Here is a 22272-nt window from a genome sequence, read left to right as displayed (position 1 = left end):
ACGCCGACTGGTTCCGGGCCGCCCTGATCCAGCGGGGCATCACCCCGTGCATCCCTTCAAAGGCCAACCGAAAGGTCCAGATCGATCACGACCGAACCCTCTATCGCCAGCGCCACAGGATCGAAAACATGTTCGGCAGGCTCAAAGACTGGCGACGAATCCACACCCGCTACGACCGATGCGCCCACACCTTCATGTCCGCCATCGCCATCGCCGCAACCGTCATCTTCTGGCTATGACGCAATGAGTCCTGAGCCTAGAGGCCAGCGCTGGAGTCCGCCCCTCTGGGGTGTCCGTCTTGACCTCGTCCCGATGGCCCGCCAAGGCTGTCGGGACAGTTCAGGGAGATCGCCGTGTTCATGAAAACCTTGGCCGCCATCGGCGGCGCTGCACTGATGATCGTGGCGATCGCATCGCCCGCCTCGGCCCAGGACCCGAACGACAGGGGCACCGGCTTCGGCACCGCTCCGACCGAGCCGGTCATCACGGCGCCGACCGCGCGTGTGACGCCGACGCGCACGCCGCGTCGGCAACAGGAGCAGGAAGCCCCGGCCGCCCCGACTCCCGAAGAGACTGCCGCTGCCGCCCAGCAGATCGCCACCGCCGCCGGCGTCGCCTGCCAGGTGACCCAGGCCAGCCTGCTCGGTCTGACCGCGGAACAGGCGGCGACCTATGAAGCGGCCTGCGCCACCGGTCCGGGCTACATCCTGATCAGCTCGGCCCCGCCCCAGGCCGTGGACTGCGTCCTGCTGGCCGGACAGGCCGAGATCGACCGCGCCCGCGACCCGCTCGTCGACGTCGGCACCCAGTGCATCCTGCCCCAGAACCTCGACGTCTTGCGGGTCGTTGCAGCCTATGCGCGCGAGGCCGGCATCGCCTGCTCCGTCGATCAGGGCGCATCGATCGGCAAGTCGAGCGAGGGCAATCTGATCTACGAGATCGGCTGCAACGGCTCGGACGGCTACTGGATCGAGAAGGCCTCGACCGGCTGGACGACGACGGAATGCTCTGTGATCTCGACACAGAACGCGACGTGCCGCTACACCACGCCCGCCGAAGCGGTCGCCACCTTGAAGAGGCGCCTGGGCGGTAGTGAGGCTGCAGCCTGCGACGTGGCCGAGGGCCGCTACATGGGGGCCAATGCCAACGGCGCCTTCTATGAAGCCAAATGCGCCGCCGGCAACGGCGTCATTGTCCGCTTCAACCCGGACTTCGCCGTGCAGCAAGTCTACCCCTGCGAGACCGCCCAGCGGATCGGCGGCGGCTGCCGTCTGACCGTCGTGCCTGAAGCTCCGGCCGCGGCCGATCCGGCGACGGAACAGTAGCCAAAGGTCCGACCCGACGGGCACGCTGCTCGCCGGGTCGGTTTCTGGCATAGAATGCTTGACCGACCCGCTCGGTCCGCTCCACGCTCGTTCTGTCGATCAGGAGCCGTGACCGTGTTCAAATATTCCCACATTGCAGCCTTCGGAGCGGTCCTTGCGGTCGCGCTGTCGGCGATGCCCGCCCTTCCCGCCGCCGCCCAGGACACGGGCGCCCAGGGCATGCCGCAGGATCCGGGCGCCACGCCTGCTCCCGAGGGCGCGAACCGGGCGCCTCCGCCGCTGGCGACCTCCGGCCCCGCCGCCGCAGCAGCCGCGCAGCGCATCGCCAATGCCGCCGGAACGGCCTGCCAGGTCGTCGAGGCCAATGTGATCGGCCAGACCTCCAACCAGCAGCGCATCACCTACGAGGCCGCCTGCGCCGCCGGACCGGGTTATATCTTCGTCAACTCCCTCCCGCCCGAGGCTCGCGATTGCGTCCTGCTGGCCGGGCAGGCGGAGGCGGATCGCGCCGCCAATCCCAACGCCGACGTGGGCGCCCAGTGCGTGATCCCCCGCAATACCGAGATCGCCCGCGTTGTCGGCGCCTATGCCACCGAGGCAGGAATCGCCTGCACCGTCGACCAAGGCGCCTCGATCGGCCGCACCAGCGACAACACCCTGATCTACGAGGTTGGCTGCGATGGCCTGGACGGCTACCGGATCGAGAAGGCCGCAGCGGGCTGGACCAGAACCGAATGCGCGGTCATCGCGACCCAGAACTCGACTTGCCGCTTCTCGACCGCCGAGGAACAGGCCGCGACGCTGAAGGCGCGACTGGCGGGCAGCGAGGCCTCGGCCTGCGATGTTGTGCAGGCCCGTTACATCGGGGCCAGCGCGGGCGACACCCTGTACGAGGCCCGGTGCGGCGCCGGGAACGGAATCATCGTGCGCTTCACTCCCGAGCACGTCGTGCGTCAGAGCTTCCTCTGCGAGGCCGCCCAGCGGATCGCCGGCGGCTGCCGCCTGACTACGGTCGCAGCGGCGCCGGCCGCTTAACAGAGCCGACGTTCCGGCGCTTGCTCGGTGAGGCGACGCCGCTTAGCGTCCCGGCGATGCGCATCGCCACCTGGAACGTGAACTCGGTCAACGCCCGCCTGCCCACCGTGCTCGCATGGCTGGAGGCGGCCCAGCCTGACGTGGTCTGCTTCCAGGAGATCAAGACCGTCGACGACAAGTTCCCCAGGGAGCCGTTCGAGAGCCTGGGCTACAATGTCGAGGTCCACGGCCAGAAATCCTACAACGGCGTCGCCCTGCTTTCGAAATACCCGGTCTCGGACGTGCGGCGCGGCCTTCCCGGCCAGGACCTGCTGACAGAGGATGCAGAAGATCAGGCCCGATACATCGAGGCCGTGATCGAGGCGCCCCGCCCCGTCCGTGTCGGCGGGATCTACCTGCCCAACGGCAATCCGATCGGGACGGAGAAGTTCGATTTCAAGATGCGCTGGATGGCGCGGCTGAACGCCCATGCCCGGGACCTGCTGGCGCAGGAAGAGGCCTTCACCCTGTGCGGCGATTACAATGTCATTCCCCTGCCCGAGGACGCCAAGACCGCGTCCGCCTGGGTCAATGACGCCCTGTTCCAGCCGGAGAGCCGCGCCGCCTTTCGGGCGCTGAAGGGGCTGGGCCTCTATGAAGCCGGGGAGTTGGGTCGCCAGCCGCCGGGGACCTACACCTTCTGGGATTATCAGGCCGGCGCCTGGCAGAGGGACCACGGCATCCGCATCGACTTCCACCTGCTGTCACCGCAGGCCGCCGACCGGTTCGTCGGTGTCGAGACGCATCGCGACGCCCGCGACATGGACAAGCCGTCGGACCACGTGCCGGTCGTGATCGAACTGGCTGACTGAGATGGGCGAGGCCCTGCGCGTCATCCTGCTGGTGTCGCTGGCCGCCGCCGCCCTGACCACAGCCGCCCTGACGCTGAACTGGTGGATGGAGCCTGAGCGCCGGCTGCGTCGGGCCATGCTGAAATCCCTGGGCACCGTGGCCGAGGCCGAGGCCATCTCGGCGCACGAAGGTCGCGCCGCCGGGCTGGACTTCGAGGGCGGCCAGATCGCCGTGCTGTGGGATCGCGGGGCCCACGGGCTGGTCTACAGTTTCGACGAAGTCGAGGGCGGCGAGGTCATCGTCGACGGCCATGTCGTGGCGCGCGTCCGACGCGGCGAAGCGCGCAAGGCACTGGACATCATGGCCCCGGACGCGGAGTTGGTGACCCTGCGGCTCCTGTTCGCCGACGCCCGCTATCCGGAGTTCGAATTGGCCCTGTGGAACGCCATGGCGCCGGGCCACGCCGGGTCGCCGCCCGAGGCGATGCGGCTGGGGCGCCGCTGGCTGTCGCACCTCGAGGCGCTGCTGAAGGGGTGAATGCGGTCTCCTCCCCATGCGCGCTTGCGCATGGAGAGGTGGCGGCGAGCTCCTGCAAGCTGACGGAGGGGTTCTTCGTGCACGCGAAAACACCCCTACCGTCGTCGGGCCGTATTCGGCCCTTCCTCCACTCTGCTGCGCTCCGAGCCACCTCCCATCGCTGCGCGACAGGGAGGAGACAAACGGCGCCATTGCCGCCTCGGCGGGAGGAAGGGTAGAAGCGCCCACCTCTGTATCGCCTGCTGCTTTTTAAGGAGCCCGCCGTGGCCCGCCTGTTCGACGCCTATGTCATAGCCGACTGGACTGCCGCCGAAGGCAAGAAGCTGGGCGAGAACTCGGTCTGGATCGGCGTGGCCAAGCGCGACGTGCGCTTCCGCCTCTATACCGAGACCCACAACGTCGCGACGCGCGCCGAGGGCGAGGCGCTGCTGAAATCCATCCTGGCCGATCATCGCAAGCGCGGTGATCGGGTGTTCGTCGGCTTCGACTTCTCGCTGGGCTATCCTGTCGGCACGGCCGCGCGCCTGAAGCTGGCCGAGACTCCGGCGTGGTCGGCGATGTGGAAATTCATCGCCTCGAACGTCGTCGACAAGGACGACAACATCAACAACCGCTACCAGGTCGCCGCCAAGATGAACCGGCTGATGACTGACGAGGCCTGGCCTCTGTGGGGCGCCCCGGCGAAACAGGCGCAGCGCTGGCTGACCACGACCAAGCCGCCGCAAGGCTCAGGCGACATCCCCGAATACAGGGCGACCGAGAACGCCGTGCGCAAGGGCAAGCTGCAGCCCAAGTCGAACTGGCAGATGCATGGCGCGGGGGCCGTCGGCGGCCAGACCCTGGTCGGCATTCCGATGGTGCGCCGTCTGCTGGAAAGCCTGGGCGCATCGGGCGCCGTCTGGCCTCTGGGCACGGGCTGGCGCGCGCTGGACGCCGCGGACGTCGAACCCCTGTCGGTCCTGGTCGCCGAGGTCTGGCCCTCGATGTGGCCGACCACCGCCGCCGAGGGGGAGTTCAAGGACCAGGCCCAGGTCCGCACCACGGCCGAGGCCTTCGCCCTGATGGACGAGCGCGGCGAACTGTCGACCGCCTTCGGTCCGAAGAAGGGAACCGACGAGTCCCTGATCGCCCAGGTCGAAGGCGAAGAAGGCTGGATCCTGGGGGTCTGAAGACACCGATCGGCCGGCTCAGGTCTTTGGACCCACGGCCAGGCTTGAGGGACTGTGATCCACGACAGTCTTTCGAGATGGGGAGAACAGACCATGCGTATGATGATCCTTGCAATGGCCTGTACGGCGGGGCTTGTCCTGTCCGCCTGTGGCAAGGCAGAGGGCTCGGTGGACGCGCCGGGCGCCGACGCCGCCAAGCCCAAGGCCGCGTCAGCGGAGGGACCGGCCGCCCCGCCTGCCCAAACCCCTCCCGTGACACAACGTGCCGCCTATACGCCTGTCCCGATCTCCGCCGAAGACCAACCCGGCCGGGCCCGACAGGTCCGCTGTCAGGTCGGCAGCGCGCCGGAGACCGACTGCACCTTCACCTCCCTGTTCGGCGACGGAAGCTTCCGGCTGGATGGGCCCGACATCGCCTACCGCATGGTGATCTCTGACGGAGAGGGCGGCTCGTTCGCGGTCTTCGGCCCCGAGGACCGCGTGCCCGTCGGCGGAACCTATCGCCGTGACGCGCGCGACGGCGCCTGCTGGATCGCCAACGAAAGCACGCCCGCCCGCTCTCCGATCTGTGCGCGCTAGAGGTCAGTGGGGGGACGAACGCCGCCTCAACGTCAGTGAAACACTGTCAGGGAATGGGGCGCCGTCCGCGACGGCCCGCCCCTGCGCGATTGCATGGCGAAGGCCACAGCGGTCCGCACGGAGTCGTCATCGGTGGGCTTGCCCATCACCCCGAAGGTCCCGGGCACGCCATCCCGGACCATTTCCGGGTTCGCCGTGAGGTAGAGCACCGTAATGCCGGCGCCCTGCCCGATCTCCCGGCCCAAATCGACGCCGGTCGGTCCGTCGGACAGATGGATGTCCACCAGCGCCAGCTCGATACCGCCGGCCAGGACCAGCCGCCGGGCGGCCGAGACGTTCGCGGCCATGCCGACCACCGTATAGTCCAGGTCTTCCAGAACGTCGCGAAGCTGGGACGCGATCAGGATCTCGTCCTCGACGATCAGGATCCGGCCCTTCATGCGACCGCCATGGCGGCGCGGCGCGGCTGAAGCGCCGATCGCGGAACATCGACCGTGACCTTCAGGCCCTCGCCGGCCCAGTCGAGATCGAGCCTGCCCGCCAGCTGTCCCTCGACCGACATGGCCAGAAGCGTCGACCCAAACCCGGGTATCAGGGGCGGCCCGTCAAGCTCGGGCCCACCATGCTCCGCCCAGACCAGGATCATGCGGTCGCCGCGGTGAGACAGGGTCAGGTCAACCCGGCCGTCGGGCTGCGAAAGGGCGCCGTATTTGGCGGCGTTGGTCGCCAGTTCGTGGAACAGCAGGGCGACCGGGGTGGCCGCCTGATCGTCGAAAATGGTATCGTCGCCAGTCACGTGAACGCGGGGAACGCCATCCTCTCCGTCGTAGGCCTTGAACAGATCCAGCAGGAAGGCGGCCAGGGTCGTACCGGCGATTCCGGGACGAGACTCCTCGCTGTGGGGCCGGACGAATTCGTGCGCCCGGGCCAGGGCGCCGATCCGGTTGCGGGCCGACCTGGCGAAGTCCTTGGCGTCCGGATGGTGGCGGGCCGACAGTGAGAGCAGGGCCGAGATCACCGCAAAGATGTTCTTGATCCGGTGGCTCAGTTCCTGGCTCAGCAGCGCCTTGGCCTGCTCCAGCCGTTTGATGTCCTCGATGTCGGTGCCTGTTCCGAACCAGCGGGTCACGGTCCCTGCCGAGTTGCGGATCGGCATGGCCCGACCCAGGGTCCAGCGATAGCCGTCCGCATGGTGCTTCAGCCGGTATTCGACCTCATACGGCTCCCCGGTCGCCAACGAGGCTTGCCACGCCGCGAGCGCCCGATCGCGGCATTCGGGGTGGATCTGGGCGCTCCAGGCGTCGGTGTCGCTGGGCGTCGCAGTCTGGCCGGTGAAGTCGAACCAGCGCGCATTGAAATAGTCGTGATAGCCGTCCGCCCCTGCCGACCAGACCATCTGGGGCATGCTGTCGGCGATCGCCTGGAAGCGCGCCTCGCTCTCCGCCAGCTTTTCCGAGGCCTGAAGCGCAACCTCGACCGCGGCTTCCGTCTGCTCGTCACTGAGCCGGCGCGCGGTCAGGGCCCGCCGTCGCTCCATCAGCGCCATCACCTGGGTCGCCAGAACCTCCAGCGTCATATGCTGGGTCTCGGTCAGACCGTCGGGACGAGCCTTGGTATCCACGACGCAGAGCATGCCCAGGGTCATCCCCTGGTCGTCGATCAGGGGCGCCCCGGCATAGAACCGGTAGTTGGCCGGGCCAGTGACCAGCGGATGGTCGATATAGACGGGGTCGATCGACGCGTCCCGGACGACATAGACGCCGTCGTGCTGCATCGCGTGCTGGCAGAAGGAATCCAGTTCCGGCCCCGTCTCGTCAGCCATGCCGATTCGCGCCTTGAACCAGAGCCGCTCGCCGAGAGCCAGGCTGACAAGGGCGACGGGAGTTTCGCAGATGCGAACCGCCAGCCGCGTGACGTCGTCGAAGGCGTGTTCAGGGTCGGTGTCCAGGATGTCGTAGGAACGGAGCACACGGAGGCGCTCGGCCTCAATACCGGCCTGGCCGGGCGCTTCTAGCTCGATTGTCAAAGTTCGATCCCCTGGCGCTCAGGGCGCTGGAGGATGAAACATCCCCGGGGGCGAACCCGTCGCAAAGGTGAAGGTTCCATCGGTCAGGAAAGTTAATTCCGTTGCCGCTCAGCGCCCGAACGGAATGCTCAGGCCGTCAGCGTCGGGGGCGTGACGAACGGGTGATCAACGCCATGGCTCGTCAGCCGATCAGGGAGCGGGCGGCGGCACGGGCTTCTTCGGTGACGATGGCCCCCGACAGCATGCGGGCGATCTCTTCCCGGCGGGCCGTCTCGTCGAGGGCGTCGACCGTGGTGGTGGTGACCCCGGCGGCGTCGGCCTTGCGCACCTTCCAGTGGGCGTGGCCACGGGCTGCGACCTGGGGGCTGTGGGTGACGACCAGGACCTGGGCGCCGTTAGAGAGGCGTTTCAGGCGCTGGCCCACGGCCTCGGCCACCGCGCCGCCGACGCCCTGATCGACCTCGTCGAAGATCATGACCGGCTGGCGCTGGTCCTCGCGGCCCGCGAGCGCGGCCTTCATGGCGAGGGCGAAGCGGGCCAGTTCGCCGCCCGAGGCGATGGCGTCCAGCGGGCCGAAGGGGGTGCCGGCGTTGGTGGCGATCTCGAACCGGGCGGTCTCGACGCCGAGCGGGCCGCGACGGCCTTCGGCGACAGGCTCCAGGGCGACGCGGAAGCGGGCGCGGTCCAGTTTCAACGGGCCAAGCTCTTCCGTCACCGCTTTCGAGAGCCGGTCGGCGGCGGCCTCGCGGCCCGAGCTCAGCAGGCTGGCGGTGACGTCATAGGTCTCGCGGGCCGCAGCGGCATCGCGGGCGGCATTGGTGATGGCCTCAGCCCCATCCTCGATCAGGCGCAGTTGTTCGCGCAGCGAGATGCGCAGGGCCGGCAGGGAATGGACGGTGGTGTTCAGCTTCCTGGCGGCGGCGCGCAGGGCGAACAGCCGCTCCTCGGCCTTGTCGAGTCGGCCAGGTTCGAAATCGAAGGCGTTGGCGGCGGCGTCGACCTCGGCGATGGCCTCGGCGGCCTCGACCATGGTGCGGTCGATGGCTTCGGCGGCGCTGGTCAGGCGCACCAGAACGGGGTGATCGGCCTCGACGCCCGCCTGGGTCGCGCGCTGGCGCGCATGTTCGACGGCGCGCAGGGCGGCGGACAGTTTCTGGCTCAGCTTGTCGCCGCCGAGGTTGGCGCGGGCGTCGGCCAGATCGGCCACCGCTTTCTCCGCTGCACCCAGCACGGCGCGCTCACCGGCCAGTTCAGTCTCCTCATCCTCGCGCGGATCGAGCGCGTCGAGGTCGGCGAGGTTCAGGGTTATCTCTTCCGCCCGCGAGGCCGCGTCGGCGGCGGCGGCGCGCAGGCCTTCCAGCTTCGCCTCGGCCGCCTTCAGCCTGTCGGACGCGGCGGCCACCCCGCCGAGCTGGGGCGCCAGACCGCCATAGGCATCCAGCAGCCCGCGATGGGTCTTCCAGTCAAGCAGGCCCACGGTCTCATGCTGGCCGTGCACCTCGACCAGACGGGCGCCGATCTCGCGCAGGGCCGCCACCCCGGCCGGCTGGTCATTGACCCAGGCCCGGCTGCGACCGTCGGCGGACAGGACGCGACGCAGGATCAGCGCTTCGCCCGGGGTCACGTCGAAGCCCTTCTCCCGGATCAGTTCGATCAGGTCCTCATCGTCGGGCGCGGTGAAGACGGCGGTGGCCACGGCCTGTTTGGCGCCGGAGCGAACAAGGCCCGCCTCCCCTCGCCCGCCGAGCGCCAGGCCCAGGGCGTCGAGGATGATCGACTTGCCGGCCCCGGTCTCGCCGGTCAGCACAGTCAGGCCCTCGTCGACCTCAAGATCGAGGACGTCGACCAGCACCACGTCGCGGATCGAAAGACTGGTCAGCATGGGGTGCGATTCGGCATCCGCGACAGTGTAGACCAGAACAGGCGGGGAACGGTCAGCCCGGAATGATCCGGCGCAGCCAGCTCTCGCGCTCGCCGGTCGGGGCCGTCTCAGGTTGGCGGCCGTCCTCGGTCAGCAGAGCATAGGCCTCGGCATACCAGGGGCTGCCCGGGTAGTTGAAGCCGAGCACCGAACCGTTGCGCTCCGCCTCATCCTTCAGGCCCAGCGTCAGATAGACCTCGACCAGACGATACAGGGCTTCCGGCGTATGCGAGGTGCGCTGGAAGGCCTCGTTGTCGATGACGGCCTTGTAGCGGCCGATGGCGGCCAGCGGCTGGTTGGCGCGCTGGTAGTAGCGGCCGATGTTCATTTCCTTGCCGGCCAGCTGATCGTTGACCATGTCGATCTTCACGGTCGCGTCGGTGGCGTAGGACGAGTTGGGGTAGCGGCGGGCGACGTCGCGAAGACCGGCCAGCGCCTGTTCGGCCTGACCCTGGTCACGGCCCACGTCCACGATCTGCTCGAAGTGGCAGGTGGCGCGCATGTAGAAGGCGTAGGCGGCCGACGGGCTGCCCGGGAACAGCTGGATAAAGCGGTCCGAGGCGGCGATCGATTCCTCGTAATTGCCGTTCTGGTAGTAGGCGTAGATCTGCATCAGGATCGCGCGGCGCGACCATTCCGAATACGGGTGCTGACGCTCGACTTCCTGGAAGTAATCCACGGCGTCGGCCCAGCGGTGACGCTGAAGCCGCTCGTAGCCGGTGTTGTAGAGCAGTTCGACGGGCCGCTCCTCATAGGCCAGGCGCGGGCGATTCTGACCGCCGTTGCACGCCGCGACGGTCAGCGTGGCGACAGTCGCCAGCAGCAACACGCCGCCCCGGCGCAGAACGGACGAAGACCGGAAGGAAATCGGCAACTTGGAACCTCATCACACGCCGCCCGGACGACGCCAGAGGCTCGTCGGGTATCAAGATCGCGTTCTCTAACATCGGCGTTCGCAACGCGCCATGCGCCGGGTAAGGGCAATCACGGCTTGATACGGGCCGACGCGCTGCTAAAGAGCGCGCAAGACGGAACAGACGTCATTGGCGTTTCGATGACGGCGAAAGGATGACCGGATGAAGCTGCTCGCTGGCAACTCGAACCGGTCCCTTGCCCAGGCCATAGCCGACCACCTCGACATGCCCCTGACCAAGGCCCAGGTGAAACGGTTCGCCGACAACGAGGTCTTCGCGGTCATCGAGGAAAACGTGCGCGGCGAGGATGTCTTCGTCATCCAGTCGACCTCTTATCCGGCCAACGACAACCTGATGGAGCTGCTGATCTGCATCGACGCCCTGGTGCGGGCCTCGGCGCGGCGGATCACGGCGGTCATGCCGTATTTCGGCTATGCGCGTCAGGACCGGAAGACCGGCGGCCGCACGCCGATCTCGGCCAAGCTGGTCGCCAACATGATTACCCGCGCCGGCGCCGACCGGGTCCTGACCATGGACCTGCACGCCGGCCAGATTCAGGGCTTCTTCGACATCCCGACCGACAATCTGGTCGCCACCCCCGTGCTCGCCCAGGACATCAGGGATCGCTACACGCGCGGCAATCTGATGATCGTCTCGCCCGATGTCGGCGGCGTGGTGCGCGCCCGGTCGCTGGCCGAACGTCTCAACGTCGACCTGGCCATCGTCGACAAGCGCCGTCCCAAGGCGGGCGAGAGCGAGGTCATGAACATCATCGGCGACGTCGCGGGACGCGAGTGCATCCTGTTCGACGACATTGTCGATTCGGGCGGCACCCTGGTCAACGCCGCCAAGGCCCTGATCGCGGCCGGGGCGACGAACGTTTCCGCCTATATCAGCCACGGCGTCCTGTCGGGCCCGGCCGTTCAGCGCGTCACCGACGGCCCGCTGAAGGAGCTGGTGATCACCGATTCGATCGAGCAGCCGCACGAGGTGCTGTCCTGCTCCAAGATCCGCACCGTCCCGGTCGCTCCCCTGATGGGCGAGGCCATCCGCCGGATCGCGAACGAGGAATCGGTCTCCAAACTCTTCGACTGATCACGAAAAAGTCGGCCGCCATGCCTCAAAACGGCCGGACTGGGCGTTTCAGTCGGAACACGCTTTCGGGGATTTTCCATGCGCCTTTCCTTCCGTAGCCAGGGCCCGACCCTGGCCGCCCTCGCCGTCACAAGTCTTCTGGCCGCATGCGGCCCCAGCCGCGCCGAGCTGCAGGCCGAGGAAATGCGCGTCGCGGCCATCGAGGCCGCCGCGATCACCGCCCGCCTGCCGCCGCCTGTCGCCCTGAACGACAGCGTGGCCCAGTCCGCGGCCGTCTATCTGACCTTCACCCGCGACATGGCGACGATCCAGGGCGGCTTCGCCAGCCCCGACGCGGTTGAGGCGGCGCTGCGGCGCGGTGCGTCCTACGACGCCAACCAGATCTCGCGCGGCCTGGTCGCCTATGCCTCCATCCTTGCGCTGCAGTCGCCGGAGTTCGTCTCGGGCGTCCGCCAGGCCGGGGCCGAACCGACCGTTCGCCGCCAGATCATCGACCGCATCGTCGCCAATCCCGAGTACGCCTCGACCCTGCCCGGAGCCGAGGCCGCGGCCAGCCTGGTCATGTCGGTGCTGGAGGCGGACGTAATCGCCCTGAGCGCGGCGGCCGATTCGGTCGAGAGCGACGCCTACAACATCCAGTACACCGGCGATCAGCGTCACAGTTGGGGGCGCGCCACGCCGCCGGATCGCGAGGGCCGGCTGCAGGCGGTCAAGGACCTGTCCCGCACCATCCAGCCCTCCGCCTCGGAGGCTGCGCGGCTCCATGCCGCCTCGAACAGCGGTTCTGGCCTGGGGGTGACCGCCGGACGCACGCGGCGAGCGCCCTATGCCCCGTCGGTGACCAACGCCATCGCCATGGCCGCCCTCGCCGCCCTGGGAGCCGCAGGGGACAACGCCCGCGCCAACACCGAAGCCCTGCAATACGACCGCGCCAGCCAAGACTGCCTGGCCAGTTCCAAGCTGAACCTGTTCCAGTGTCTGGCCGCCTCGCGTCCGACCTATGAGGACATGTTCTGCCTCGGCCGCCATGTGATCCGGGACCTGTCGACCTGTGCGCGCGGCGCCGCCTTGCCGGCCGCGATCATCACTGTCGGCAACCCGACCCAGAGCGGCGGATCCGTACGCTCACCCGCGATCACGCCGGAACCGCTGCAACCCGCGCCCCCGATCGAACCGAGCATCTCCCCGCTTCCGCTCCAGGCCCCGCCCCTGCCATCGACCGCGCCTCGACCGACCCCGGTCGCGCCCCCGGCCGGGCAGACCGCGACCCAGCGGCTGAACGCCGGTCCCAACGGCTGAGATTCGCCGTCCGGCGCCGGAGAGTTGAACGGCAGAGGCCCGGATTAACGTTCGGAAAACCTTGGCGAAGGCTTATAAGCCGACATCGTCACGGCGCCGGGAGAGCGCCGCTATATCCTTGTGGGGAAAATCATCATGCGCCTGGCCCTTCCGCGTCGCGGCCTCGCCATCGCCGCTGCCGTCGCAGCCGCCATCCTGGCCTCGTGCAGCACGCCCGAGCCGATCGTTCCTCCGGCCCCGCCTCCGCCCCCGCCCCCGCCGCCGCCGCCGGTGACACTCAACGAGGGTGTGGCTCAGGCCGCCTCCATCTATGTCACCTTCATCCGCGACGTCGGCACGATCCAGGCCGGCTTCCCCGACGCGGAGTCGATCCAGGCCGCCATGCGCAAGGGCGCGGCCTACGACCCCGCAACCCTGTCGCGCGGCATGATCGCCTATGCGTCGATCCTGGCCCTGCAGTCGCCGGAGTTTGTTGCTGGCGTCCGCACCTACGCCAACGACCCGCAGCAGCGCGCCGACGTCATCGCCAACCTCATCCGCGATCCGGCCTATGCCGCCGGCCTGCCGGGCGCGGATGTGGCCGCCGGCCTGATCATCTCGACCCTGGGCCAGGACATCGCCGCCCTGACCACCGTCGCCGACGCCGTCGAGCAGGACGCCTACACGATCCAGGAGCGCAACGACCCGCGTCGCCGCTGGGCCGTGACCCCGATTCCGAATCGCGAGGTGCGTCTGGAGACGGCCAAGACCATCTCGGCCGGTCAGATGCTGCCCTCGGCGGAAGAATCCGCACGCCTCTTCACCGCCGCCAACAACGGAACCGGCCTGAACCTGCCCGGAGCCACTCACGCCCCGCCCTACACCCCGGCCGTGGTCAATGCCCTGGCCATCGCGGCCCTGGCCGCCATGGGCGCGGCGGGCGACGACGCCCGCGCCAACACCGAAGCCCTGTCGATCGAGACCAACGCCCAGTTCTGCCTGGATATGTCCAAGCTGAACCTGTTCCAGTGCCTAGCCGCCTCGCGCCCTAGCTACGAGGACATGTTCTGCGTCGGTCGCCATATCGTGCGCGATCTGGCGACCTGCACCACGGCGGCGACCATCCCCGTCCCTGCGGACCCGGCGATCGCCACCGCGGGCGTGACGCCGGTGGCTGTCGAGGCGACCACGGCGTCGCTTTCCGCACCCGCGCCGGCCGCCAACTGATCTCCACACCCAAGGCCAGTTGCACACGCGGGCTCTTGCGTGTAATGACCCGCGCTCTTGAATTCGAGGGTCCATGACCCCGCCGCGCGGGCAGCTTTGGTCTGCGCAGGCGTTTTTTGTTGTTGAGGCGAGCCAGATGGCCGAGATCATTCTGAACGTGGATGTCCGCGAGAACACCGGCACCGGCGGTGCGCGCGCCGCGCGTCGCGCAGGTGCCGTTCCGGGCATCCTGTACGGCGGCGACAAGGCCCCCGTCGCCATCTCGGTCAACGAGAAGGATTTCCGCAAGAACCTGTACACCGGCAAGCTGCTGGGCCACCTGGTCACGCTGAAATACGGCGAAGAGACCCAGTCGGTCATCGCCAAGGACGTGCAGTTCGACCCCGTGTCGGACCGTCCGCTGCACTTCGACCTGATGCGCGTCGACGAGAACGCGACCATCAAGATCGAGGTCCAGATCCAATTCATCAACGAAGACCAGTGCAAGGCCTTCCGCCAGGGCGGTTCGCTCGAGATCGTCCGTCACTCGGTCGAGATCATGGTCGCCGCCAACCACATCCCGGAAGACCTGGTCGTCGACCTGGCCGACCACAAGCTGGGCGACATCATCCGCTGGTCGGACGTCAAGGTCCCCTCGGACGTCAAGCCGACCATCACCGACCGTGACTTCGTGATCGCCTCGATCAAGACCTCGTCGGCCGCCATCTCGGCCGCCCACGACGAAGAGACCATCGCCGAGGAACAGGCCGCCGCCGCCGAGGCTGCTGCGGACGACGTTCCCGCCACGGAACAGGGCGACGAAGCCGCTGCGGAAGACGGCGAGAAGTCGGAAGGCTGATCGACCGATCCACTCCTTCGGAAACGGCCCCTCCGGCGACGGACGGGGCCGTTTTCATTTCCGGATAGCGCCATGCTCATCATCGCCGGCCTGGGCAATCCGGGCGCCAAATACGAGAAGAACCGCCACAACATCGGCTTCATGGCCGTTGATGCGATCGGCTCGCGGTGGCGGTTCGGCGCCCCGCGCGCCAAGTTCCAGTCAGTGATCTCCGAGGGTGAGGTCGAGGGTCAGAAGATCCTGCTGATGAAGCCCCAGACCTTCATGAACAACTCGGGCAACGCCGTCGGCGAGGCCGCGCGTTTCTACAAAATTCCCCCTGCGGGCATCATCGTCTTCCACGACGAGATCGACCTGGCCCCAGGCCGGTTTCGCATGAAGACCGGCGGCGGGGCGGCAGGCCAGAATGGCGTGCGCAGCCTGATCAGCCAGCTCGGCCCCGACTTCCGCCGCGCCCGCATGGGCATCGGCCATCCCGGCGATCCGCAACTGGTCATGCCTCACGTCCTGGGCGACTTCCACAAGGCGGAGCAACCGTGGCTGGAGGCCCTGCTGAACGCCTGCGCCGACGCGTTGCCGTTCGCGGTCAAGGGCGAGGACGAACGCTATCAGGGCGAGGTCCTGCGCCTGGCCCCCGCGCCCAAGTTCAGCCCCCGCCAAGCGGCGCAGGCGGCGAAGGGCGAGTAATTCTCCTCTCCCTTGCTGCGGCCAGTTCGGCGTCGGCGCCATCGTCATGTCGTGAAGGCGCCGCCCCGGGGGTCGTCTGGCCGCTCCGGTCGCTCCGCCCGGCGCCCGCGCAAATATCGCGGCTCTGACCATCGTCCTGCCGCTCGCGATCCTGTATCCCCTGACCGGGCCCAGCCTTGTCGTCGCCGGGGCAATTGATCGGCTCGTTTCAATGTTGAACCGCACGCGTTTGATCGTCTCGTGAAAGCACCGGAAACCCATGAAGCGCATTCTCGCCCTGCTGCCATTGCTGGCCCTCGCTGCCTGCGGCAACTCCGACAACACCACCGTCGATGCCGAGGGGAATACGATCACGCCGATCGTGGTCGCCGACGCGGTCTGCCGGCCGACGCCGACGGGACGTCAGGTGACCGCCTGCTATCTGAACCTCGTCGCCGCCTCCGATGATCGGCTTGTGTCGATCGACAGCCCCGCCGCCGCCCTGGCGCAGATCCACCAGACGTCGATGGAGGGCGGCATGGGGATGATGCGGCCCATCGAGGGCGGCGTGCCCCTCGCCGCCGGGGAGCCCGTGGCATTCAGCCCGGGCGCGAACCACATCATGCTGAGCGGCGTGCGTGAGCCTCTGGCGACCGGCGACACGGTCGAACTGACCCTGACGTTCGAGCACGCGCCCAAACTGGTGGTCGCCGCCACCGTCGGTCAACCGACCGAAGCCAATGCGGGCGCTCCGGCGGCCTGATCGGGAATGAGACTGCGAGCCTGACAAACGGGTCCGAACCCGTTAAAGGCTCGCCCTTCATTCAAAGTCCGAAAGCCCCATGGCCCTCAAAGTCGCGATCGTCGGCCTGCCCAACGTCGGCAAGTCCACCCTGTTCAACGCCCTGACCAAGACGGCGGCGGCCCAGGCCGCCAACTATCCGTTCTGCACCATCGAGCCGAACACCGGCGACGTGGCGGTGCCGGAGCCGCGTCTGGACGCCCTGGCGGAGATTGCCGGGTCGAAAGAGGTCATCCCCTCGCGCATCACCTTCGTGGACATCGCCGGCCTGGTGCGCGGCGCGTCCAAGGGCGAAGGCCTGGGCAACCAGTTCCTCGCCAATATCCGCGACTGCGACGCCGTGGCCTTTGTCTCCCGCTGCTTCGTCGATGACGACATCACCCACGTCGAGAACCGCATCGACCCGATCAGTGACCTCGACATCATCGAGACCGAGCTGATGCTGGCCGACCTCGAAAGCCTCGAGAAGCGGGTCGTCAACGTCGAGAAGAAGGCCAAGGGCGGCGACAAGGACGCGGCCCAGACCCTGCGCCTGATCAACATGGCCCTGACCCCGCTGCGCGCCGGCAAGCCCGCCCGCACGGTCAAGGTCGACAAGGAGGACGAGAAGGCCTGGCACATGCTCCAGCTGCTGACCTCGCTTCCGGCCCTGTACGTCTCGAATGTCGATGAGGGTTCGGCCGACAAGGGCAACGCGCTGTCCGACCTGGTCGCCAAACGCGCCGCCGAGGACAATGCGAACTCGGTCGTCATCTCGGCCAAGATCGATTCCGAACTGGCCGTTCTCGACGCCGCCGAACAGGCCGAGTTCCTGGAAGGCCTCGGACTGGCCGAGCCCGGCCTGAACCGCCTGATCCGCGAGGCCTATTCTCTGCTGGGCCTTCAGTCCTACTTCACGGTGGGCCCCAAGGAGGCCCGCGCCTGGACCATCCACATCGGCGACACCGCGCCCCAAGCGGCCGGCGTCATCCACACCGATTTCGAGAAGGGCTTCATCCGCGCCGAGACGATCGCCTTCGAAGACTATGTCGCCCTGCGCGGCGAGGCGAAGGCGCGCGAGGCCGGCAAGCTGCGCGCGGAGGGCAAGTCCTATGTCGTCAAGGACGGCGACGTGATGAACTTCCTGTTCAACTGACGTATCAAGGCACGACGGGTTGCGTCGTGGCTGTGTCCTCCAGCGTCGTGCATTTCTTCAGCGTCACCGGCTCTCCCGCCCGGTCGAGATAGCTCAGCCGCATGACGTCCTGTGTCACCTGGAACCGGACCCGCTCCGACCGCGCCGTGCCCTCGGAGATGCAGGCGAGGGTCGCGACATAACCGTCGGCGACCTCGTCGACCGCTGCGATCATGCAGCTGTTCTCATAGCCCTCGAACCGGGTCGCGGTGATCTGGATCGGCCGGCGCTCGCCCTGGGGAGCCGCGCACCAGCTGACGTCCGCCGCCCAGCGGCCGACGAAACTGGCCGCACCCCGGCCGGGCAGCATCGAGGTCTGGCCTCGCGCCGGCGGCGCGGACGGGTCCTCGACGGTGATCGCTGCGGCGGGTTCAGTCGGCGGATTGACCGGGCCATTGTCTCCGCAGCCTCCCAAACCAAGAACAAGGATCGCTGGGGCGAGGGTCCGCAGAAACAGGGTCATGGCCCATCAACGCCCGGGCCATGGTCAAGGTTCAGGGCCGTCGTCCCCGGATCAAGTCCGGGGACGACGGGGTTCGGCCTATTGCCGCGCCGCGTCGCTGGCGGCCCGGCGGGCGCCGAACTCCGAGGTCGGCTTCCAGGTCGGCCATTCGTCACCGTTGGCCAGTTGCAGCCCCAGCCTGTAAAGCAGGGTCAGGTTCTCGACCGCGGATCGCAGATCCCAGTCCGCCGACCATTCGTCGGAGGGCTTGTGATAGTCGGCGCCGAACTTGGCGTCCCAGGCCGCCTGACCGGCTTCGACACCGCCCTCGTCCCAGTCGACGCCGTGCCAGGTCATCAGGGCGGGCACGCCCATGCGGACGAACGGGAAGTGGTCCGAGCGGGTGTAGAAACCCTGCTCCGGCTGACGGTCGTCAGTGATCACACGACCCTCCGCCGCCGCCAGCACCGCCAGATCGTCCTCTAGCGAGTTCTGGCCCTTGCCGAAGATGGCGACGTCGCGGGTCGGGCCCGAGAGCGGCAGCATGTCGATGTTGATGTCGGCAACGGTCGTCTCCAGCGGATAGACCGGGTTGGCGGCGTAGCCATAGGAACCGAGCAGGCCCATCTCCTCGGCCGCCATATGGGCGAAGACGATGGTGCGTTCCGGCTGCGGGGCCGCCTTGATCTGGCGGGCCATCTCCAGGATGCCGATGGTGCCCGACGCGTTGTCCCAGGCGCCGTTGTAGATGTTGTCCTCGGTGGTCGAGACCGGGCTGATGTGGTCCGCGCCGACGCCGACGTGATCCCAGTGTGCCGAATAGATGATGGTCTCGTCCGGATGGGTCGTGCCCGGGATCTTGGCCAGCAGGTTGTGGGTGACCAGGGTGTCGATGGTCTCTTCCTGCGCGACCGACAGGGTGACCCCGGTCAGGGGAACGGCCTTGAAGTGGCCGCTCTCGACATCAGCCATCGCCGCCATGTCCAGGCCGGCGGCGGTCGCCCAGGCCAGACCGACGTCGTGGTTGATCGCGCCGGAGAACTCCAGATCCGCCGCGCCCGGCGTCAGGGTGCGCTGGCGGCCGGCGAATTGGGCGCCGCGCAGCCAGCCGGCATCGGTCGCCGGGACCGTGGCCAGACTGATGACGCCGACGGCGCCGCGCGCAAAGGCCTCGTCGGCCTTGTAGGCGCCGCTGTTATAGGCGGTCGGATAGACGCCGTTGAACCGCTCTGCGACCTCGGCAGAGTTGGGTTCGCCGGCCATGACGATGACGACCTTGCCGCGCACGTCGATGTCGCCGTAGTCGTTCCAGTTCCGCTCGGGCGCATTGATGCCATAGCCGACGAACACCAGGCCGGCGTTCTCGATCGACGCCTTGCCGTCATTGGTCGCCGCACGCAGCGTGATGTCGGTCCCGACGGTCATCGGATGGACAGTGCCGTCCGGCCCGGTCCAGCTGGCCGAGGCGGCGCCCGCGACGGGCGTAAAGCGCTTCAGCACAACGTCCTGCAGCCACTGACCGTTCGGCCCGCCGGGCTCCAGACCCATTGCCTCGTACTGGGCCTGCAGCCAGGCCAGGGTCATGCGCTCGCCCTCGGTGCCCGGGTAACGGCCCTGGAAATCGTCGGCGGAGATGTGGCGGATACCCTCGGAAATCCGTTCGGCCGAGAAGTCCTGGGCCGAAGCCAGTCCCGCCGACAGAACCAGGGCCATCGCGGCCGCACCACCGAACAATCCACGCAACATCAGGGCTCTCCTCGCCATTTCGGCGCGGACATTAGGGCGGGCTGTGGGGAGAGGGGCATTACGCTTTCGTCATGTGACGACGGTCGTTTCCTCCCTGTTCGCCGCTTGGCGAATGGGGAGGTGGATGCGAGGCCTTGCGAGCAGACGGAGGGGGCCTTGGTGCGCTCAGACAGAACCCCTCCGTCCCTCCGCTCCGCTCCGGGCCACCTCCCCATGCGCCAGAGCGCACGGGGAGGAGACAGGTCTTAGCGCCGCTCGTCGGCCGTCGCCGCCCGTGCGGGTCCGAACTCCGAGCCTTCCTTCCACTGCGGCCAGTCGCGGCTGTTGGCCAACGCCTGCCCCAGCGACCAGTAGACCTGAAGATCCTGGATCTGGCCGGAATAGTCCCAGTCGGCGGACCACTCGTCATCGGCCTGGTGATAGCGGTTGGCCCCATAGGCCTGACGCGCGGCCTGGCGTTCGGCGATCGGCTCCTCGATGAAGTCTCCGGTCGAGGCGCCGTAGGCCATTGGCACGCCGCGCTTGGCCAGCGGGAAGTGATCGGACCGGAAATAGACGCCGGACGCCGGATTGCTGTCCGGCCGGACCTCACGATCCTGGGCTTGCACGAAGCCGGTGATCTGCTCATCGAGGCTCGACTGTCCATAGCCGACGACGTTGAAGGCCTCGGTGCGACCATAGACGTTGGCCGAGTCCATGTTCACGCCGCCGACGGTCGTGGCCAGCGGATAGATCGGGTTGGCGGCATAGTATTCCGAACCCAGCAGACCGCTCTCCTCGGCAGTGAAGCCGATGAAGACGATCGACCGTTCCGGCCGCTCGCCCGCCGCATAGACGCGCGCCAGTTCGATCAGCCCGGCGATGCCGGAAGCATTGTCGACCGCACCGTTGAAGATCGCATCGCCGTTCGCGTCAGGGGTCCCCACGCCGATGTGATCCCAGTGGCCGGTGTAGAGGAAAGTCTCGTCCGGATGGGTCGACCCCTCCAGGCGACCGATGATGTTGTGCGTCTCGATCCGCTGCGAGGCGACGTCGAACATCACGTCCATCCCGGCGCCCTCGAGCGTCACCGGCTGGAAGTCGCGGCTGCGCGCCTGCACCTTCAGAGCCTCGAAATCGAGGCCGGCGTGTTGGAACAGCTCTACGGCGACATCGCGCTGGATCCAGCTTTCCATCGGGACACGCTCGTCGGCATTCTCGCGCACGATGTCGAAGTTCGGCCCGGTCCAGCTGTTGCGCACCGTGGTCCAGCCGTAGGAGGCTGGATCGGTCTCGTGGACGATGATGACGCCCGCCGCCCCCTGACGCGCCGCCTCTTCGTACTTGTAGGTCCAGCGCCCGTAGTAGGTCATGGCCCGGCCGCCGAAGGTGTTCAGCGCCGGCTCCTCAAAGTCCGCGTCGTTGACGAGGACGACCAGGATCTTGCCCCGCATGTCCTGGCCCTTGAAATCGTCCCAGTCCCGCTCCGGAGCCTTGACGCCATAGCCCACGAAGACCAGCGGCGCGTCCATCAGCATGACATGGTCCTCGCCCGGACGCCGGCTGGAGATGACGATCTGTTCGCCCTGGGCCAGGGGCAGGGTCCAGTCGCCCACGGTCAGGCGGGCCTGGATGTTCGAGGCGGAGAAGCGGTTAAGCGCCACGGCCTGCGTCCAGCCGCCATTGTCGCCGCCGGGCTGCAGACCTGCCGCCTCGAACTGCCCGGAGACGTAGTCGATGACCTTCTGTTCCGCCGGGGTGGCAATGCCGCGTCCCTCGAAGTCGTCGGCCGACAGGATGCGGATGTGTTCGGACAACCGTGCCCCGTCGAACCGGGGTTCCTGGGCGAAAGCGACGGCGGTCAGGGACAGACCGGCGAGAAGCGAGGCGACGGCGGTGAACGAACGCATGGCGAACCCTTGGACAACTGATCGGTCCGCGACGTTAGGAGGCGGTGGCCTCGCTGTCGATCACGACGGCCCGCAACGAAGTCGCAATACGGTTACTCCGTTGGTGCAACTGCCCCGGCGCCCGGCCAGTCGCCGTCGCCGATGCGGCGAAGGTCCATCTCGATATAGGGCAGCGGGGCCTGGCCCTCGCGGCCGTAGTGGCCGACTTCGTGCCAGCGGCCATCCTTGATCGTGGCGACATACTGGATCGTCGCGCCGGGTCCGGCCGGGGTCTGCCAGCGGAAGCCGTCTTCGGTCGCCTTAAAGGGGTAGTCGCCCTGATAGCCCTGGGCATAGGTGTGGAAGGTGTAGGCCTGCGCCCGCTCATCCCAGCCGATGATGGCGAAGGCATTGAACTGGGTCGTGCCGTCGGCCGCGTACCCGCGTCCCTCGACCACGCGGATCGAGCCGCCCAGATGGGTTCCGACCCGTTCCGTCTGGGTCAGGGTCATGCTCCCGCCGGGGCCGCCGATCGCCGCCGATCGCCACCGATCGCCGCCGTGCCGCGCCACTCCCCGTCCATGAAAGCCAGCCGCGCCATGGCGTCGCGCTGGGCCTGGCTGCCTGCCGGATTCTGTTGCTGCGCCAGCCCGGCCGACGGAACGGCGAGAGACAGGGCGAGTACGGCGAGCGGAGCCGCGAACGATCGGAGGATAGGCATGAGAGGTTTCCCGAGCTGCTTTGTATTTCAAAGCACTTTTCTTACGTCCCGTCAACTCACGAAAAAGCCCGCCGGGCT

General features: G+C 67.9%; 22 protein-coding genes and 1 pseudogene. 14 read left to right on the top strand and 9 right to left on the bottom strand.

From position 1 onward, the window contains the following. From ACP7AU_RS14700 to ACP7AU_RS14670, 7 genes are all read left to right on the top strand, one after another. Positions 1 to 239, top strand: a 239-nt coding sequence (locus ACP7AU_RS14700; protein WP_426051884.1) for a transposase, incomplete at its 5' end; no start/stop codon positions are given. Positions 240 to 359: 120 nt separating this feature from the next. Further along, positions 360 to 1325, top strand: a complete 966-nt coding sequence (locus tag ACP7AU_RS14695) for a hypothetical protein (protein WP_426051885.1) — start codon at positions 360 to 362, stop codon at positions 1323 to 1325. A gap of 114 nt (positions 1326 to 1439) precedes the next feature. Beyond that, positions 1440 to 2360, top strand: a complete 921-nt coding sequence (locus tag ACP7AU_RS14690; protein WP_426051883.1) for a hypothetical protein — start codon at positions 1440 to 1442, stop codon at positions 2358 to 2360. A 56-nt stretch (positions 2361 to 2416) separates the two neighbouring features. After that, positions 2417 to 3211 (top strand): exodeoxyribonuclease III, encoded by a 795-nt coding sequence (gene xth, locus ACP7AU_RS14685; RefSeq protein ID WP_426051882.1) that lies wholly within the window; start codon positions 2417 to 2419, stop codon positions 3209 to 3211. Between the two features lies 1 nt (position 3212). Continuing rightward, complete coding sequence (locus tag ACP7AU_RS14680; RefSeq protein WP_426051881.1) at positions 3213 to 3728, top strand: hypothetical protein; 516 nt, start codon at positions 3213 to 3215, stop codon at positions 3726 to 3728. Between the two features lie 263 nt (positions 3729 to 3991). Beyond that, positions 3992 to 4897, top strand: coding sequence for a cobalamin biosynthesis protein CbiG (locus ACP7AU_RS14675; RefSeq protein ID WP_426039025.1), 906 nt, complete (start codon positions 3992 to 3994; stop codon positions 4895 to 4897). A 93-nt stretch (positions 4898 to 4990) separates the two neighbouring features. After that, positions 4991 to 5476, top strand: coding sequence for a hypothetical protein (locus ACP7AU_RS14670; RefSeq protein ID WP_426051880.1), 486 nt, complete (start codon positions 4991 to 4993; stop codon positions 5474 to 5476). A 32-nt stretch (positions 5477 to 5508) separates the two neighbouring features. On the opposite strand, the gene ACP7AU_RS14665 is transcribed toward ACP7AU_RS14670, so the two are convergent. The 4 genes from ACP7AU_RS14665 to ACP7AU_RS14650 all read right to left on the bottom strand — a co-directional run bounded on the left by ACP7AU_RS14665 (position 5509) and on the right by ACP7AU_RS14650 (position 10297). Next, positions 5509 to 5916 (bottom strand): response regulator, encoded by a 408-nt coding sequence (locus ACP7AU_RS14665; protein WP_426051879.1) that lies wholly within the window; start codon positions 5914 to 5916, stop codon positions 5509 to 5511. Then, positions 5913 to 7502, bottom strand: coding sequence for a sensor histidine kinase (locus ACP7AU_RS14660; protein ID WP_426051878.1), 1590 nt, complete (start codon positions 7500 to 7502; stop codon positions 5913 to 5915). Before ACP7AU_RS14660 ends, ACP7AU_RS14665 begins: the two co-directional genes overlap by 4 nt. Positions 7503 to 7683: 181 nt before the next feature. After that, entirely contained in the window at positions 7684 to 9384 is a 1701-nt protein-coding gene (gene recN / locus ACP7AU_RS14655) for a DNA repair protein RecN (protein WP_426039021.1), read from the bottom strand. A gap of 52 nt (positions 9385 to 9436) precedes the next feature. Then, positions 9437 to 10297 carry an outer membrane protein assembly factor BamD gene (locus ACP7AU_RS14650; RefSeq protein WP_426039020.1) on the bottom strand — a complete coding sequence of 287 codons (861 nt, stop codon included), beginning with the start codon at positions 10295 to 10297 and terminating at the stop codon, positions 9437 to 9439. Between the two features lie 202 nt (positions 10298 to 10499). On the opposite strand from ACP7AU_RS14650, the gene ACP7AU_RS14645 reads away from it, so the two are divergent. From ACP7AU_RS14645 to ychF, 7 genes and pseudogenes are all read left to right on the top strand, one after another. Further along, positions 10500 to 11432, top strand: coding sequence for a ribose-phosphate pyrophosphokinase (locus tag ACP7AU_RS14645; protein WP_426039019.1), 933 nt, complete (start codon positions 10500 to 10502; stop codon positions 11430 to 11432). A 78-nt stretch (positions 11433 to 11510) separates the two neighbouring features. Further along, on the top strand, positions 11511 to 12731 hold the full coding sequence (locus ACP7AU_RS14640; RefSeq protein WP_426051877.1) for a hypothetical protein: 1221 nt from the start codon (positions 11511 to 11513) through the stop codon (positions 12729 to 12731). 135 nt (positions 12732 to 12866) lie between these two features. After that, positions 12867 to 13937 carry a hypothetical protein gene (locus tag ACP7AU_RS14635; RefSeq protein WP_426039017.1) on the top strand — a complete coding sequence of 357 codons (1071 nt, stop codon included), beginning with the start codon at positions 12867 to 12869 and terminating at the stop codon, positions 13935 to 13937. A 136-nt stretch (positions 13938 to 14073) separates the two neighbouring features. Next, positions 14074 to 14685: pseudogene (locus ACP7AU_RS14630) on the top strand (50S ribosomal protein L25/general stress protein Ctc); the annotation flags it as partial. 162 nt (positions 14686 to 14847) lie between these two features. Next, on the top strand, positions 14848 to 15462 hold the full coding sequence (gene pth / locus ACP7AU_RS14625) for an aminoacyl-tRNA hydrolase (RefSeq protein WP_426039015.1): 615 nt from the start codon (positions 14848 to 14850) through the stop codon (positions 15460 to 15462). 259 nt (positions 15463 to 15721) lie between these two features. Next, positions 15722 to 16204, top strand: a complete 483-nt coding sequence (locus ACP7AU_RS14620) for a copper chaperone PCu(A)C (RefSeq protein WP_426051876.1) — start codon at positions 15722 to 15724, stop codon at positions 16202 to 16204. A 79-nt stretch (positions 16205 to 16283) separates the two neighbouring features. After that, positions 16284 to 17378: a redox-regulated ATPase YchF gene (gene ychF / locus ACP7AU_RS14615; RefSeq protein WP_426051875.1), complete on the top strand. Its 1095-nt coding sequence runs from the start codon at positions 16284 to 16286 to the stop codon at positions 17376 to 17378. Between the two features lie 4 nt (positions 17379 to 17382). On the opposite strand, the gene ACP7AU_RS14610 is transcribed toward ychF, so the two are convergent. From ACP7AU_RS14610 to ACP7AU_RS14590, 5 genes are all read right to left on the bottom strand, one after another. Further along, positions 17383 to 17880, bottom strand: coding sequence for a hypothetical protein (locus tag ACP7AU_RS14610; protein WP_426051874.1), 498 nt, complete (start codon positions 17878 to 17880; stop codon positions 17383 to 17385). Positions 17881 to 17958: 78 nt separating this feature from the next. Further along, positions 17959 to 19605, bottom strand: coding sequence for a M28 family peptidase (locus ACP7AU_RS14605; RefSeq protein ID WP_426039011.1), 1647 nt, complete (start codon positions 19603 to 19605; stop codon positions 17959 to 17961). A gap of 245 nt (positions 19606 to 19850) precedes the next feature. After that, positions 19851 to 21494, bottom strand: a complete 1644-nt coding sequence (locus ACP7AU_RS14600; protein ID WP_426051873.1) for a M28 family metallopeptidase — start codon at positions 21492 to 21494, stop codon at positions 19851 to 19853. A 92-nt stretch (positions 21495 to 21586) separates the two neighbouring features. Then, positions 21587 to 21985, bottom strand: coding sequence for a hypothetical protein (locus ACP7AU_RS14595; RefSeq protein WP_426051872.1), 399 nt, complete (start codon positions 21983 to 21985; stop codon positions 21587 to 21589). Further along, on the bottom strand, positions 21982 to 22194 hold the full coding sequence (locus ACP7AU_RS14590) for a hypothetical protein (RefSeq protein ID WP_426051871.1): 213 nt from the start codon (positions 22192 to 22194) through the stop codon (positions 21982 to 21984). The genes ACP7AU_RS14595 and ACP7AU_RS14590 overlap by 4 nt, the downstream gene beginning before the upstream one ends. Between the last annotated feature and the right edge of the window lie 78 nt (positions 22195 to 22272).

This window comes from Brevundimonas sp. SL161, from assembly GCF_049896985.1.
In the GTDB taxonomy this organism is placed as follows: domain Bacteria; phylum Pseudomonadota; class Alphaproteobacteria; order Caulobacterales; family Caulobacteraceae; genus Brevundimonas.
The sequence above is the reverse complement of the archived record's forward strand: the minus strand, read 5'-3'. Positions and strand labels throughout refer to the sequence as shown.

Excerpts from the sequence above, each read along its gene's own strand:
- ACP7AU_RS14595 (WP_426051872.1), bottom strand. The coding sequence starts at position 21,985 with ATGACCCTGACCCAGACGGAACGGGTCGGAACCCATCTGGGCGGCTCG.
- ACP7AU_RS14600 (WP_426051873.1), bottom strand. The coding sequence starts at position 21,494 with ATGCGTTCGTTCACCGCCGTCGCCTCGCTTCTCGCCGGTCTGTCCCTG.
- ACP7AU_RS14590 (WP_426051871.1), bottom strand. The coding sequence starts at position 22,194 with ATGCCTATCCTCCGATCGTTCGCGGCTCCGCTCGCCGTACTCGCCCTG.
- ACP7AU_RS14695 (WP_426051885.1), top strand. The coding sequence starts at position 360 with ATGAAAACCTTGGCCGCCATCGGCGGCGCTGCACTGATGATCGTGGCG.
- pth (WP_426039015.1), top strand. The coding sequence starts at position 14,848 with ATGCTCATCATCGCCGGCCTGGGCAATCCGGGCGCCAAATACGAGAAG.
- ACP7AU_RS14635 (WP_426039017.1), top strand. The coding sequence starts at position 12,867 with ATGCGCCTGGCCCTTCCGCGTCGCGGCCTCGCCATCGCCGCTGCCGTC.
- ACP7AU_RS14605 (WP_426039011.1), bottom strand. The coding sequence starts at position 19,605 with ATGTTGCGTGGATTGTTCGGTGGTGCGGCCGCGATGGCCCTGGTTCTG.
- ACP7AU_RS14670 (WP_426051880.1), top strand. The coding sequence starts at position 4,991 with ATGCGTATGATGATCCTTGCAATGGCCTGTACGGCGGGGCTTGTCCTG.
- recN (WP_426039021.1), bottom strand. The coding sequence starts at position 9,384 with ATGCTGACCAGTCTTTCGATCCGCGACGTGGTGCTGGTCGACGTCCTC.
- ychF (WP_426051875.1), top strand. The coding sequence starts at position 16,284 with ATGGCCCTCAAAGTCGCGATCGTCGGCCTGCCCAACGTCGGCAAGTCC.
- ACP7AU_RS14645 (WP_426039019.1), top strand. The coding sequence starts at position 10,500 with ATGAAGCTGCTCGCTGGCAACTCGAACCGGTCCCTTGCCCAGGCCATA.
- ACP7AU_RS14610 (WP_426051874.1), bottom strand. The coding sequence starts at position 17,880 with ATGACCCTGTTTCTGCGGACCCTCGCCCCAGCGATCCTTGTTCTTGGT.
- ACP7AU_RS14665 (WP_426051879.1), bottom strand. The coding sequence starts at position 5,916 with ATGAAGGGCCGGATCCTGATCGTCGAGGACGAGATCCTGATCGCGTCC.
- ACP7AU_RS14620 (WP_426051876.1), top strand. The coding sequence starts at position 15,722 with ATGAAGCGCATTCTCGCCCTGCTGCCATTGCTGGCCCTCGCTGCCTGC.
- xth (WP_426051882.1), top strand. The coding sequence starts at position 2,417 with ATGCGCATCGCCACCTGGAACGTGAACTCGGTCAACGCCCGCCTGCCC.
- ACP7AU_RS14680 (WP_426051881.1), top strand. The coding sequence starts at position 3,213 with ATGGGCGAGGCCCTGCGCGTCATCCTGCTGGTGTCGCTGGCCGCCGCC.
- ACP7AU_RS14640 (WP_426051877.1), top strand. The coding sequence starts at position 11,511 with ATGCGCCTTTCCTTCCGTAGCCAGGGCCCGACCCTGGCCGCCCTCGCC.